This window comes from Aeromicrobium panaciterrae, assembly GCF_039537165.1.
GTDB lineage: Bacteria > Actinomycetota > Actinomycetes > Propionibacteriales > Nocardioidaceae > Aeromicrobium > Aeromicrobium panaciterrae.
The window spans coordinates 2,570,531-2,582,934 of record NZ_BAAAZZ010000002.1 but is presented as its reverse complement, the minus strand read 5'-3'; the positions used below and the strand labels follow the sequence as shown (position 1 = coordinate 2,582,934).

General features: G+C 67.7%; 17 protein-coding genes and 1 tRNA gene. 7 read left to right on the top strand and 11 right to left on the bottom strand.

The features are described from left to right. The first annotated feature begins 4 nt into the window (after window positions 1-4). Both ABD683_RS13590 and ABD683_RS13585 read left to right on the top strand, forming a co-directional pair. Window positions 5-184 (top strand): hypothetical protein, encoded by a 180-nt coding sequence (locus ABD683_RS13590; protein WP_344770491.1) that lies wholly within the window; start codon window positions 5-7, stop codon window positions 182-184. Between the two features lie 118 nt (window positions 185-302). Further along, a tRNA-Leu gene (locus ABD683_RS13585) sits at window positions 303-383 on the top strand. Window positions 384-441: 58 nt separating this feature from the next. Here the strand turns inward: ABD683_RS13585 and ABD683_RS13580 are convergent. Together ABD683_RS13580 and ABD683_RS13575 are read right to left on the bottom strand one after the other, a co-directional pair. Continuing rightward, window positions 442-1,203 (bottom strand): SDR family oxidoreductase, encoded by a 762-nt coding sequence (locus ABD683_RS13580; RefSeq protein WP_344770490.1) that lies wholly within the window; start codon window positions 1,201-1,203, stop codon window positions 442-444. An 86-nt stretch (window positions 1,204-1,289) separates the two neighbouring features. Further along, window positions 1,290-1,712, bottom strand: coding sequence for an SRPBCC family protein (locus ABD683_RS13575; protein ID WP_344770489.1), 423 nt, complete (start codon window positions 1,710-1,712; stop codon window positions 1,290-1,292). Between the two features lie 26 nt (window positions 1,713-1,738). Between ABD683_RS13575 and ABD683_RS13570 the strand changes: the two genes are divergently transcribed. From ABD683_RS13570 to ABD683_RS13560, 3 genes are all read left to right on the top strand, one after another. Then, window positions 1,739-2,941 (top strand): benzoate/H(+) symporter BenE family transporter, encoded by a 1,203-nt coding sequence (locus ABD683_RS13570; protein ID WP_344770488.1) that lies wholly within the window; start codon window positions 1,739-1,741, stop codon window positions 2,939-2,941. Then, window positions 2,941-3,417: a tRNA (cytidine(34)-2'-O)-methyltransferase gene (locus ABD683_RS13565; RefSeq protein WP_344770487.1), complete on the top strand. Its 477-nt coding sequence runs from the start codon at window positions 2,941-2,943 to the stop codon at window positions 3,415-3,417. Before ABD683_RS13570 ends, ABD683_RS13565 begins: the two co-directional genes overlap by 1 nt. 86 nt (window positions 3,418-3,503) lie before the next feature. Next, window positions 3,504-4,223 (top strand): SGNH/GDSL hydrolase family protein, encoded by a 720-nt coding sequence (locus tag ABD683_RS13560; protein WP_344770486.1) that lies wholly within the window; start codon window positions 3,504-3,506, stop codon window positions 4,221-4,223. 137 nt (window positions 4,224-4,360) lie between these two features. On the opposite strand, the gene rdgB is transcribed toward ABD683_RS13560, so the two are convergent. From rdgB to ABD683_RS13530, 6 genes are all read right to left on the bottom strand, one after another. Further along, the gene (gene rdgB, locus ABD683_RS13555) at window positions 4,361-4,996 is read right to left on the bottom strand and encodes an RdgB/HAM1 family non-canonical purine NTP pyrophosphatase (RefSeq protein ID WP_344770485.1); all 636 of its coding nucleotides are present in this window, start codon (window positions 4,994-4,996) and stop codon (window positions 4,361-4,363) included. A gap of 48 nt (window positions 4,997-5,044) precedes the next feature. Further along, complete coding sequence (gene rph / locus ABD683_RS13550; RefSeq protein ID WP_344770483.1) at window positions 5,045-5,764, bottom strand: ribonuclease PH; 720 nt, start codon at window positions 5,762-5,764, stop codon at window positions 5,045-5,047. A 22-nt stretch (window positions 5,765-5,786) separates the two neighbouring features. Continuing rightward, window positions 5,787-6,548 (bottom strand): MBL fold metallo-hydrolase, encoded by a 762-nt coding sequence (locus tag ABD683_RS13545; protein WP_344770482.1) that lies wholly within the window; start codon window positions 6,546-6,548, stop codon window positions 5,787-5,789. 115 nt (window positions 6,549-6,663) lie between these two features. Continuing rightward, window positions 6,664-7,470: a glutamate racemase gene (murI, locus tag ABD683_RS13540; RefSeq protein ID WP_344770481.1), complete on the bottom strand. Its 807-nt coding sequence runs from the start codon at window positions 7,468-7,470 to the stop codon at window positions 6,664-6,666. Between the two features lie 61 nt (window positions 7,471-7,531). After that, window positions 7,532-8,509 carry a ribose-phosphate diphosphokinase gene (locus ABD683_RS13535; protein WP_344770480.1) on the bottom strand — a complete coding sequence of 326 codons (978 nt, stop codon included), beginning with the start codon at window positions 8,507-8,509 and terminating at the stop codon, window positions 7,532-7,534. A 148-nt stretch (window positions 8,510-8,657) separates the two neighbouring features. Beyond that, window positions 8,658-9,566 carry a hypothetical protein gene (locus tag ABD683_RS13530; RefSeq protein WP_344770479.1) on the bottom strand — a complete coding sequence of 303 codons (909 nt, stop codon included), beginning with the start codon at window positions 9,564-9,566 and terminating at the stop codon, window positions 8,658-8,660. Window positions 9,567-9,714: 148 nt separating this feature from the next. Here ABD683_RS13530 and ABD683_RS13525 point away from each other — a divergent pair, with 148 nt between their 5' ends. Next, the gene (locus tag ABD683_RS13525) at window positions 9,715-10,011 is read left to right on the top strand and encodes a DUF4287 domain-containing protein (RefSeq protein ID WP_344770478.1); all 297 of its coding nucleotides are present in this window, start codon (window positions 9,715-9,717) and stop codon (window positions 10,009-10,011) included. A gap of 7 nt (window positions 10,012-10,018) precedes the next feature. On the opposite strand, the gene ABD683_RS13520 is transcribed toward ABD683_RS13525, so the two are convergent. Genes ABD683_RS13520 through ABD683_RS13510 form a run of 3 tightly spaced genes read right to left on the bottom strand, consistent with a single transcriptional unit; the run spans window position 10,019 to window position 11,709 of the window. Further along, entirely contained in the window at window positions 10,019-10,966 is a 948-nt protein-coding gene (locus ABD683_RS13520) for a PLP-dependent cysteine synthase family protein (protein WP_344770477.1), read from the bottom strand. Between the two features lie 9 nt (window positions 10,967-10,975). After that, window positions 10,976-11,248: a MoaD/ThiS family protein gene (locus ABD683_RS13515; protein ID WP_344770476.1), complete on the bottom strand. Its 273-nt coding sequence runs from the start codon at window positions 11,246-11,248 to the stop codon at window positions 10,976-10,978. Next, window positions 11,248-11,709, bottom strand: coding sequence for a M67 family metallopeptidase (locus ABD683_RS13510; protein ID WP_344770475.1), 462 nt, complete (start codon window positions 11,707-11,709; stop codon window positions 11,248-11,250). The genes ABD683_RS13515 and ABD683_RS13510 overlap by 1 nt, the downstream gene beginning before the upstream one ends. Window positions 11,710-11,799: 90 nt before the next feature. Here ABD683_RS13510 and ABD683_RS13505 point away from each other — a divergent pair, with 90 nt between their 5' ends. After that, window positions 11,800-12,390, top strand: a complete 591-nt coding sequence (locus ABD683_RS13505) for a TetR/AcrR family transcriptional regulator (protein ID WP_344770474.1) — start codon at window positions 11,800-11,802, stop codon at window positions 12,388-12,390. Window positions 12,391-12,404: the final 14 nt, after the last annotated feature.

Sequence of the window (12,404 nt, the reverse complement as noted above, 5' to 3'; positions counted from 1 at the left end):
GCACATGTGGATCAGCAGTCTGTTCAGGAGACGGCCGAAGAAGCCGGACTGGGACTCGCTGACCCACGAGGAGCAGGGCATCATCCTCTGCAATTCCCAGCAGCAGTCGCACGGAGACCATGAGGGTCTGAGAGCCCAGGGATGGGGACCGCCGGCCTTCAACCACGACCCCTCACGCCGTTAGCTCTCGTCCAGAAGCCGTGTCGGTGCACGCTCACACATCAGTCACACCATCAAGTTCGCGGGAAGAAGCAGTGGCACGTTCATCCAAGACACGTTGACCAACTAAACTCAGGCGCTCGGCCGAAGTGGTGGAACGGTAGACACGCGGCGCTTAGGACGCCGTGCCTCAGGGTGTGCGGGTTCGAATCCCGCCTTCGGCACCCATCGAAGAGCACATGAGGCCTACTGCACACCCATGCGCAGCGCGGGCCAGCGAACTCACCACGGCACGACGCCGTCGAGGTCGACGAACGTGCCCGTGGGCCCTTCGGTCGGCAGCGCCATGTCGACGACCGTACGTGCTGCCTCGTCGGCCTTCATCGGCGCCGCGGCGCGATTGTCTGGTCCGCCCAGATCGGTCTGCACCCAGCCCGGGCACACCGAGTTGACCCTGACCGACGTACCGCTCAGCGACTTGGACAGGGCGATGGTCAGACCGTTGAGCGCCGCCTTCGATGTCTGGTACGCCGGAACGACCATCCCCGCATACGGCGATGACGGATCCAGCTGGTCCGCGAGGGAGCCCATGCGGCTGGACACGTTGACGATCCGGCCAGCCTCCGAGTCTGTCAGCAGCGGCAAGAACGCCTGCGACACGGCAGCCACGCCGAACACATTGGTGTCAAACGTTCGGCGGAACAGGTCGAGATCAAGAGGCTGCGCTGCATCCGCTGTCGTGGCTTCCGGCAGGATCCCGGCGTTGTTGATGAGGATGTCGAGTCGCCCGTGGTCCAGGCGTACGCGTTCTGCGGCAGCGGCAATGCTGAGCTCGGACTCGACGTCGAGCGTCAGCGGCCAGCAGTCGATCCCCCGGTCGCGCAGTCGGGCGGCGGCGATCTCAGCCTTCGCCGCGTTGCGGGCACCGAGAAGCACCGTCGTCCCGGCTTCGCCGAGCAGCTGTGCCGTCGCGAGACCCAGACCACGATTGGCACCCGTGACAAGTGCGATGGTCTTGGTGGAGCGGTCATGTGTGATCGTCATATTTCAATGATGATCCGCCGAGACCATCGTTGCTGGCGGCAATCGGCCGTCCAGGCAGCCGACTGGGCGCCGACTCTGGGTGACACTCAGTCAGTGAGCTTGGGGAGGCCCTTCTTGAGATTCCTGGCGACGACACTGCCGACCAGTCCGGAGAGGCCTGGCGCCACGTTGAAGCCGATCGTGTAGTCGAGCAGCGTTCCGCCATCAGCGGTCGGAGTCAGGACCTGCTTGCCCCAGTGACCGCGCAGCGGGCTGCCCTTGGTGATCTTGTACTCGATCAGCGTGTGGGGCTCAGACTTCGTGGTCGTCTCGTGGAACGCGGGCAGTGGGCCGATCTTGAGGCTGCGGGTCGAGCCGACACCGTTGCGTGAGGTGTCGCCATCGCACACGCGGGTGATCTTGGCCCCGAACAGGGGGCCGAGGTTCTCATGCTCGGAGAGCTTCTCGAAGACGGTCGCCGGATCGGACGTGTAGGTGTGCGTGACGTGGACGCGCTGGGGAGTGGCCATAGCGGAGCAGTCTAGGGTGATTTCCCATGGAGCGGCGCTCAAACGACAACGGCGAGACGCCATCGCTCCAGCAGCCGATCAGCGCCGGGATCATCGCGTGCGTCGTCGGCTACACCAGCTCGTTCGCCGTCGTGCTCACCGGACTCATTGCTGTCGGCGCCACGCACGAGCAGGCCGCATCCGGGCTCCTGGCGCTCTGCACGGTCCAGGCCGTCGGCACGCTCTGGCTCAGCCGTCGGCACCGCATGCCGATCATGCTCGCGTGGTCGACGCCCGGCGCAGCCCTGCTTGCCGGCATGGCCACGGTGGACGGCGGATGGTCGGCCGCCGTCGGCGCGTTCGTGCTGGTCGGCGTCGCCTACGTCGTCACCGGGTTGTGGCCGGCGCTCGGGCGGCTCATCGCCCGGATCCCCGCACCGATCGCACAGGGCATGCTCGCCGGTGTCGTGCTCAACCTGTGCATCGAACCGGTCCGGAGCCTCGTCGACAATCCGGGCGCGATCGTCCCGATCGTGCTGGTGTGGCTGATCGGCGTACGACTGGCTCCTCGCTGGGCGGTTCCGGCAGCCTTCCTGACCGCGGGCATCGTGATCGGCATCGACATGGTCCGCCGAGGCGAGGGCATCGCCTCGTCGGACCTGCTCCCCCACCTCTCGCTGACGTCGCCGACGCTGAGCTGGGAGGCGGTCGTCAGCATCGCGATCCCGCTCTATCTCGTGACGATGGCGTCGCAGAACGTCCCGGGCGTCGCGATCATGAAGGCGATCGGTTACGACGTGCCGTGGCGCGACTCGATCGTCACCGCCGGCGTCAGCACGATCGCCGGAGCCACCGGCGGCGCCCACTCGGTCAATCTGGCGGCGATCAGCGCCGCGCTCGTCGCGGGACCGGACGCAGGACCCGACAAGAGCCGTCGCTGGATCGCCGGACAAGCCGTCGGCTGGACGTACGGCGTGCTCGCTGCCGCGTCGATCGCCGTCGCAGCGCTGGTCGGCGTGGCACCGAGCGGAGTGATCGCGACGATCGCCGGACTCGCCCTGCTGGGCACCCTGGGCTCGGCGCTGGAGAGCTCGATGAAGGAGCCGAAGGGGCGCGAGGCGGCGATCGCCACGTTCCTCGTCGCCGCCTCGGGCATCACTGCGTGGGGCGTCGGCTCGGCGGCATGGGCGATCCTCGCGGGACTGGTCGTCCACGCCGTGCTGAGCTGGTCGCCGAACGGTTCACGCTGATGTTTCGCATCGCGTTCTTCGAACCCCGCATCGCGGGCAACACCGGCAGCGCGATCCGCCTCGCGGCGGTGAGCGGATCCGAGCTGCACCTGGTCGAACCGCTCGGGTTCGACCTCGAGGAGCCCAAGCTGCGCCGGGCCGGACTCGACTACCACGACCTCGCGGTGATGACGGTGCACACCGATCTCGAGGCGGCGTACGACGCCCTGCTCCCCGCCAACGTCTACGCCTTCACCGGCAAGGGCGACGTGCTCTACACCGACATCGCCTACGAGCCCGGAGACGTGCTGCTGTTCGGCCCGGAGCCGACGGGGCTGCCTGAGGAGGTGCTCGACGATTCGCGCATCACGGCGCGCGTACGGCTGCCGATGCTGCCCGGCCGGCGCTCCATGAATCTCGCCAATTCGGCCTCGATCGCGGTGTACGAGGCTTGGCGACAGCAGGCGTTCGCCATGCCGGATGGCCCTCCCGGATGACTTTTCGATTGCTTTCGGCCAATCTGCGAACAACCGGCGGATCCGCAACCTAGGCTGCTGCTCTCTCGGGAGGAAGCAAGAGCAGCATGACCAAGCCGCGGATGGCCGTACGCACACCGATTGTCGCTGTCCTCGCCCTCCTTCTCCTCTTGGCCCCGTTGCTGGCGTTCAACGCCGACGGCGGCAAGGCGGCCGCCTCATCCGTGCTCGCCCCACGCGGCATCGTCGTGGTGGGCGACTCGATCACGGCCCGCTACAACGACAAGCCCGGTGACGCGATGCAAGGCTGGTGGAGCATCGTGGGCCGGCACTACGACGCGACCGTCACCACATACGCGCAGTCGGGTTCGGGCTATCTCCGTCCGGGCAGGTTGTGCACCGGCGACCGGTTCATCGACCGCGTGCAGGCGTTCACGTCGAACGCGCCGTCGCTGTTCGTCATCGAGGGCGGGCGCAACGACTGGGCCGACTGCGTCGATGGCCGGTTCGTCACGGCCACGGACGATGCCATCGCGCACGCCGTCGACACCTACTTCACGACCCTGCGCACGTTCCTGCCCCGGTCGACTCGCATCATCGTGATGGGTCCGCCGTGGGGCCCGGTCGACCGGTACGACGGGACACGAGTCACCCGCATCATCGAGGCGGCAGCGGCCCAGCACGGCCTCGAGTTCATCCCCACGACCGGCGCGCTCAACGACGAGCGGGTCGTGGACGGCATCCACCCCAACCGTCAGGGCTGCATCGCGATCGCCGACAAGGTGATCAGCGCGTTAAGAGGTTCCGCCAGCAGGGGCGCCGGTTAAGCGAGCGGGTCGCAGGTGCTGGGCCGACAAGGCAGAGGAGGGAGGCGCACCGGGGTTGTGCGGCGACCGACGACAACGCCGCCGGGACGGTGCCTGCGACCCGCGAGTCAGGCGACTCTCCCTGCTGGCGGGATCTCTTAGCTGAGCGCTTCGACGATCGCCGGGGCGATCGCGGTCAGCGCCTTGCCACGGTGACTGATGCGGTCCTTCTCCTCGGCAGACAGCTCGGCGGTCGACACGTCGTAGCCGTCAGCGGCGAACAGCGGGTCATAGCCGAAGCCGCCCTCGCCCTGCTCGGCCCTCAGGATCCGGCCCGGCATCACGCCGACCTCGACGATCTCGTTGCCGTCGGGCGTGCAGAACGCCATGGCGCAGCGGAACTGCGCGGCACGCCGCTCGTCGGGTACGTCGCCGAGCTGGCTCAGCAGCAGCGCGTTGTTGGCTGCGTCTCCCCCGTCAGCCTTGCCCACTCCGGACCAACGGGCCGAGAGCACGCCGGGCATGCCGTTCAGCTCGTCGACGCAGAGTCCGGAGTCGTCGGCGAGCGACGGCAGGCCCGTCACGGCGAGACAGGCGCGCGCCTTGAGCAGTGCGTTGCCCTCGAACGTCGACTCGGTCTCGGCCGGCTCGTCGTACGGCGTCACGTCGGCGAGGCCCAGCACCTCGATGCCGGGGACGAGCGGCTCGAGGATGCGGCGGAGCTCGGTGAGCTTCTTGGCGTTGTTGGACGCCAGGACCACTGTCCTTCCGAGGTCTCCGGGGAAGCGCGCCATCTCAGCGCCTCGTGAGCCGAGGACTCGAGCCGGCGCGGTTTTCTGGGGTCACCGGGCGAGGGCTTCCTTTTGCAAGGTGGTCAGGTCGGCGCAGCCCTTGGCGGCGAGCTCGAGCAGCGCGTCCAGCTCGGCCTTGTCGAACGGTGCTCCCTCGGCCGTGCCCTGCACCTCGATGAACTTGCCGGTCCCGGTCATCACGACGTTCATGTCGGTCTCGGCACGGACGTCCTCGACGTACGGCAGGTCGAGCAGCGGCACGCCGTCGATGATGCCGACGCTGATCGCGGCCACCGACTCGATGAGCGGCTCGCCGGCCAGCGCGCCCTTGGAGCGAAGGTGCTCGACGGCGTCGGCGAGGGCGATGTAGGCGCCGGTGATCGCGGCCGTACGGGTCCCACCGTCGGCCTGCAGGACGTCGCAGTCGATCGTGATCGTGTTCTCGCCCAGCGCCTCGTAGTCGATCGCGGCCCGCAGCGAGCGGCCGACGAGACGCGAGATCTCGTGCGTACGTCCGCCGATGCGACCCTTGACCGACTCGCGGGCCGAGCGGTCGTGGGTGGCCTGCGGGAGCATCGCGTACTCCGCCGTGACCCAGCCGAGGCCCGATCCCTTGCGCCAACGCGGCACGCCCTCGCTCGCACTCGCGGCGCACAGCACCTTGGTCTTGCCGAACTCGATCAGGCAGGATCCCTGCGCGTGGTCGAGCCAGTTGCGGGTGATGGTCACAGGTCGGAGCTGATCGGCGCTGCGGCCGTCTTCGCGGGTCATGACGGCGAGCCTATCGGGCGAGCTAGAGGGTGTAGGTCGAGCCCGCGGAGACCAGCTCGCAGGGTCCGTCCCAGGTGCTCTTGGTGTCGGACTCGACCTCGGCACGGTCGGTCCACGCCGGGATGTGGGTGATCAGCAGCCGGCCGACACCCGCTCGCGTCGCCACCGTGCCGGCGTCGGCGCCCGTCAGGTGAAGGTGCGGCGGATTTGCCCCGGACTCCACGAACGAGGCCTCGCACAGGAAGATGTCGGCGCCGGCGGCGACGTCGACGAGCACGTCGGTCGGACCGGTGTCGCCGGAGTAGGCGATCGTGTGGGTGTCGCTGGCAATGCGCATCGCGAACGCCGTCACCGGGTGGTCGACGAGGCGCGGGGTGATCGAGAACGGGCCCAGTCGTACGGGCTCTCCGTCCGCATGCGCAAGGAACTCGAACTGCTCCGTCATGCCGACCGGCTCGTCGATGCCGTACGCCTCCGCGAGACGCTCCGCGGCGCCTTCGGGGGCAACGACCGGGATCCTCGGGAGTGCACCGTCGGGGTGGTACTTGCTGACGACGTACAGCCCCGAAAGGTCGAAGCAGTGATCGGCGTGCAGGTGTGAGAGCGCGACGGCGTCGACGTCGCGCAGGTCGACGTAGCGCTGCAGGTCACCGAGCGCACCGCTGCCGAGGTCGACGACGAGACGGAAGGTGCGGCCCTCGTACGGCGCCTCGATCAGGTAGCAGCTGGCAGGTGACTCCGCACTGGGGAACGATCCGGCGCAACCGACGACGGTCAGCTTCATCAGCGCTCACCTCGAAACGCTGGCAGCAGGAGTCGGTGTCCCCGCGAAAGCGCGAGCGGACACAGGATTCGAGCGGAGGTGAGCTTCGCTCGAGCGAGTGGTTTCGTGGGGTGGCTCATACGGTCACCCAGGCGAATTGGTCGACTGATTCGAGCTCGGGGCCGAGGAAGCGGTGTCCGAGCTCGCGGAACTCCTCGGGCGTGCCGGTCGTCAGGAATCGGTGCTTCGGCGCGGGCTGGGACGGGTCGCGCTCGAGCCCCTCACGTACGAGCAGCGCGTAGACGTCCTTGGCCGTCTCCTCGGCGCTGGAGACCAGGGTGACACCGTCGCCCATGACGTAGGACAGCACGCCGGTCAGCAGCGGGTAGTGCGTGCAGCCGAGCACCAGGGTGTCGACACCGAGGTCGATGAGCGGTTGGAGGTAGCCCTGCGTCACCTCGAGGAGCTCGGGGCCGCTGGTCACACCGGTCTCCACGAACTCGACGAGACGCGGGCACGGCTGGGTGTGCAGCGTGATGCCCGGGTTGGCGGCGAACGCGTCCTCATAGGCGCGCGAGGTCGCGGTCGCCGTGGTGCAGATGACGCCGACCTGGCGGTTGCGGGTCGCGCTGACGGCCCGTCGGGTCGCCGGCACGATGACTTCGACGACCGGCACGTCGTAACGTTCGCGGGCATCACGGAGGACCGCGGCGCTGGCGGAGTTGCACGCGATGACCAGTGCCTTGACACCCTGGGCCACGAGATGGTCGAGGCACTCGAGGGCGTACTCACGAACCTCGGAGATCGGTTTGGGGCCGTACGGCTGCCGTGCCGTGTCACCCAGATAGAGCACGGGTTCGTGGGGCAGCTGGTCGAGCACGGCGCGCGCAACCGTCAGGCCGCCGAAGCCTGAGTCGAAGATGCCGATCGGTGCGTCGCTCACGACGAATCATCCTACGTTCGGGTTGGAGCGCACCCTAGGGATTGCGGCCAACGACACACGGTCAGAGCGGGAGCTTGGGCTGGGGTGGTGCGTGAGCGGGGTCGACGCCGTCGAACAACGACGACACCGACTCGCCGGCATGGATGCGGGCGATCGCCTCGGCGAACAGCCCGGCGACGGATCGAACCTGGAGCTCGGGCCAGTCGGCCGGCGGCGGGACCGTGTCGGTCGTGACGACCTCGGTGATGTTGGGGTGGTTGCGCAGCCGGTCGACGGCCTTGCCGGTGAAGAGGCCGTGCGTGCACGCCACGGACGCCTCGGTGCAACCTTCTTCCTCGAGCTTCGCCATGAGCTCGACGATGGATCCGCCGGTGGCGATCTCGTCGTCGAGGACGATCGCCGTCCTGCCGGCGACATCGCCGACGATCGCGTCGATCACGACCTTGTCGTCGGCCTGGCGCTGCTTGCTGCCCGCGGCGACGGGTACACCCAGCAGGCGCGCGAACAGCGATGCCGTCTTGGCGTTGCCGAGGTCGGGCGAGACCACCACGACGTTGCCCAGGTCACGGTTGCGGTAGTGGTCGGCGAGCTCGCCGATCGCCGTGAGGTGGTCGACCGGGACGCTGAAGAATCCGTGCACCTGGGGCGCGTGCAGCGTCATCGTGACGACGCGGTCGGCTCCGGCACTGGTCAGCATGTCGGCGACGAGCCGGCCACCGATCGAGATGCGCGAGGCGTCCTTCTTGTCGGAGCGCGCGTACGCATAGTGCGGAATGACTGCGGTGACCGAGGCAGCCGAGGCACCGCGGGCTGCGTCGATCATCAGCAACAGCTCCATCAGGTGGTCCTGCGTCGGTGGGATCAGAGGCTGGATGATGTAGACGTCCTTGCGCCGGCAGTTGGCGAGCAGCTGCACCTGGAGGCAGTCGTTGCTGAAGCGCACGGTGTCGGACGCCGACAACGGCTGGCCCAGCTCGGAGCAGATCTTGTCAGCCAGGGGCCGGTGCGCGCTTCCGGAGAAGACGACGATCTCGCTCACACGACTGAGGCTAGCCGACGTTGCCCGGACAAACGACCAACTTTGTCAGGGAGTCTCACTGGGCGGCGCGACCCAGTGGTGCCTTCTCGAGCTGATCCTCAAAGTCCGAGACCGATTTGGGCAGAAGGCACGGTCCCGGCGACAACCGTCATGTCGTGCGCTTGCCGCCCTCGCCTCCGGTCGGCGCTCCCGCGAGGTCATCGTTGAGGACCTTCACGGCAGCCGGAGGCAGGCACGCACCATCGTCCTGGCTCAGCGCTGCGAAACCTCCGCCGAGAACCGTCGCTGCGGACTCGTCGCCGAGGCTCTTGCGGAGCTTCGCCACGTTCAGGAGACGCACCGCGTCCTTGACGACTTCGCGACAGGATGGCGACACGTCCCTGGTGAGCGCAGCCGGCAGACGAGGGGACATACGCAACTGGGCCAGGACCTCTGCCACGGCCACGCCCTCACGGCCCGAGAAGCAGCTCGAGTTCTGGAAGATCGTGTAGAGCTGTGTCTCGGCCGTACGGGTCATGCCATCGACGTCACCGGTGGATCCCCGCGTCAGAAGCTGCTCGTAGAGCCTGACGACCTCGATCTTTGCCTGGTCACACGTGGGAAGCGTCTTGGCCGGCTCGGCAACCGGGGTCGGGCTGGGCCGAGGAGCCGGATCGTCGGAAGATCCGTCGGCCCACACCAACGTGCTGAGCAGCACCGCGAGAGCGATCACGAGGACCGAGGACGCTGCAATCCTGCGCCGCGAGAACCATGTGCCACGGCTCGGCTCACCGCCCTCCTCCGGAACAGCCTCCTCCGGTCCGGCGTCCTCCGGTACAGCCTGCTCCGGCACGGTGTCCTCCGGTACAGCCTCCTCCAGAACGGCGCCCTCCGGCAGGGCGCCCGCCGCCACGGCGCCCGCCGCCACGGTGTCCGTCTCGGCGACGGACGCCTGTTCCTTCGAGGACTTCCTGCGGGCCGCGACACCTGACCCGATCAGGAACGCCACCGCCGCCCCGATCAGCGCCGCACTGCCGATCTGGATCACGTCCTGGGCATGCGGCGACACAGCAAACATGGATCTTCTCCAGGGGGTGGGAGTGTGGCGAAGCGGGGTGGATCGAGCGATAGCCTACAGAGTCGAAAATGGTTCGGATCACAGTGTCGAATTGTTCGATCGTCAATCGACGTGAGGGTGAAAGCACATCCCGACGAAAGGACATCCCATGTCGTTCCAGGCCTACCTCGACAACATCGAGGACAAGACCGGATTCACGCCCCGCGAGCTGTTGGCACAGGCGTCAGCCAAAGGACTCGACCAGCCCTCAACCAAGGCCGGCGAGATCGTCGACTGGCTGAAGGCCGACCACGACCTCGGCCGCGGCCACGCCATGGCGCTCGTGCACATCCTCACGAAGGGGCCGACGATCAGCGAGAAGCACGTCGGTACGGACGGCGTGCACCGCGACGAGTCGGTAGACCTGTGGCTCGACGGCAAGGCCACCAAGCCGGCCCAGGCCTAGGGACGCCCTAGGCCCAGAGCTGGCCGTCGAGCTTGTCCTCGGCCTCGTCGAGAGTGCCCTCGTAGGCACCTGTCGAGAGGTACTTCCATCCGCCATCGGCGACGACGAACACGATGTCGGCGGTCTCGCCGGCCGCGACACACTTGGCCGCCTGCGCCAACGCCGCGTGCAGGATCGCGCCGGTGGAGATGCCTGCGAAGATGCCTTCGGCGGCGATCAGCTCGCGCACGCGGCGTACGGCATCGCGGGGTCCCACGGAGAACCGTGAGTCGATCAGTGAGTCGTCGTACAGCTCGGGCACGAAGCCCTCGTCGAGGTTGCGCAGCCCGTAGACCAGCTCGCCGTAGCGCGGCTCCGCGGCGACAATACGTACGTCGGGCTTGTGCTCACGGAAGTACCTGCCGACACCCATGAGCGTGCCCGTCGTGCCGAGGCCGCCGACGAAGTGCGTGACCTCAGGAAGGTCGGTGAGGATCTCCGGGGCCGTCCCCGCGTAGTGTGCGTCGGCGTTGGCCGGGTTGCCGTACTGGTAGAGCATCACCCAGTCGGGGTTGTCAGCGGCAAGGCCCTTGGCGACCCGTACGGCTTCGTTGGACCCGCCGGCGGCAGGCGACGGGATGATCTCGGCGCCCCACATCGTGAGCAGCTGCGTGCGCTCGATGGAGGTGTTCTCGGGCATCACGCAGATCAGCTTGTAGCCCCGCTGGCTGGCGACCATGGCCAACGAGATGCCGGTGTTGCCGCTGGTGGGTTCGAGGATCGTCGCGCCGGGCTGGAGGAGCCCGTCCGCCTCGGACTTGAGGATCATCGCCAGGGCGGCACGGTCCTTGATCGAGCCGGTCGGGTTGTGGTCCTCGAGCTTGGCCCAGATGCGTACGTCATTGCTCGGAGAGAGTGTCGGGAGACCGACGAGCGGAGTGCCTCCGACGGAGTCGATCAGCGAGTCAAAACGCATGTGCGCCGATCAGCCGCCGGCGACGGCCGGCAGGATGACCACCGTGTTGCCGTCGGCGACCGGGGTGCCCAGTCCACCCGTGAACCGGATGTCTTCGTCGTTGACGTAGATGTTGACGAAGCGGCGCACCTCGTCGCCCTCGACCAGGCGCTCCTTGATGCCGGGGTGGTCGACCTCGAGCTGGTCGATCAGCTCGGCAACCGTGGCACCGGCGCCGTCGACGGCACGCTCACCGTCGGTGTAGGGACGCAGGATCGTCGGGATGCGGACCTCGATGGCCATCAGTGTTCTGCCTTCTGCTCGGTGGCTGTGCCGTTTGCATAACTGTCCACGACGCGAACTTCTTCCTCGGTGACCTCGCCGCCGGTGATCCGGAAGGACCGGAAGTCGACGGGACCACCCTCGTGCGCGCCGTCACGGGTCGACACGAGCACGTAGTGCGCGCCGGGTTCTCCCGCGAGATTGATGTCGGTGCGCGACGGAAAGGCCTCCGTCGCGGTGTGCGAGTGATAGATGATGACCGGCTCTTCGTCGTTGTCGTCCATCTCGCGATAGAGCTTGAGGAGGTCGCCGGAGTCGAACTCGTAGAACGTCGGCGACATCGCGGCGTTCAGCATCGGGACGAACCGCGTGGGCAGGTCGGAACCGATGGCACCCGCGACCACGCCGCACGCCTCGTCGGGATGGTCACGACGTGCGTGGGCGATGATCGCGTCACGCGTCGCCTGGTCGATCGTCAGCACCCACGGAGTTTATCGGGCTCACCGGGACGCCCGAGCGCGCAGCCGTCCGCTGAGACGGCGCAAAAAGCACGTCCGTGCTATAAATGGATCATGTCGAAGGGTGACGAGACGCGCGACGCCATCTTGACCGAGGCCACCAGCGTCGCCTCCAAGGTCGGGCTCACCGGCATGTCGATCGGCCAGCTCGCCGCCCACACCGGCATGTCCAAGAGTGGCCTGTATGCGCACTTCGCCTCCAAGGAGGCACTGCAGATCGAGATCCTGCGCCACACCCGAGAGCGCTTCGTCGACCGGGTCGTACGGCCGGCCCTGCAATCCCCTCGCGGGCTCAACCGGCTTCGTACCCTGTTCGAGTCGTGGCTGGCCTGGTCCGAGGCGTTCGAGGACGGCGGTTGCCTGTTCGTCGCGGCCAGCTCGGAGCTCGACGACCAGCCCGGGCCCGTACGTGACGCCCTCGTACGCGACGAGCGCGACTGGCTCGAGCTCATCGTCACGATCGCCGCAACCGCAGTCAGCGAGGGCGAGTTCCGCAGCGATGTCGATGTCGAGCAGATCGCCTACGAGCTGCACGCCATCATGCTCAACCACCAGCACACGTCACGCCTCATGCAAGACCCTCGAGCCCTCGAACGCGCCCGCCGGGCCTTCGACTCGATCGTCGAGCGTGCGCTCACGACCTGACCATCCCCGACCGA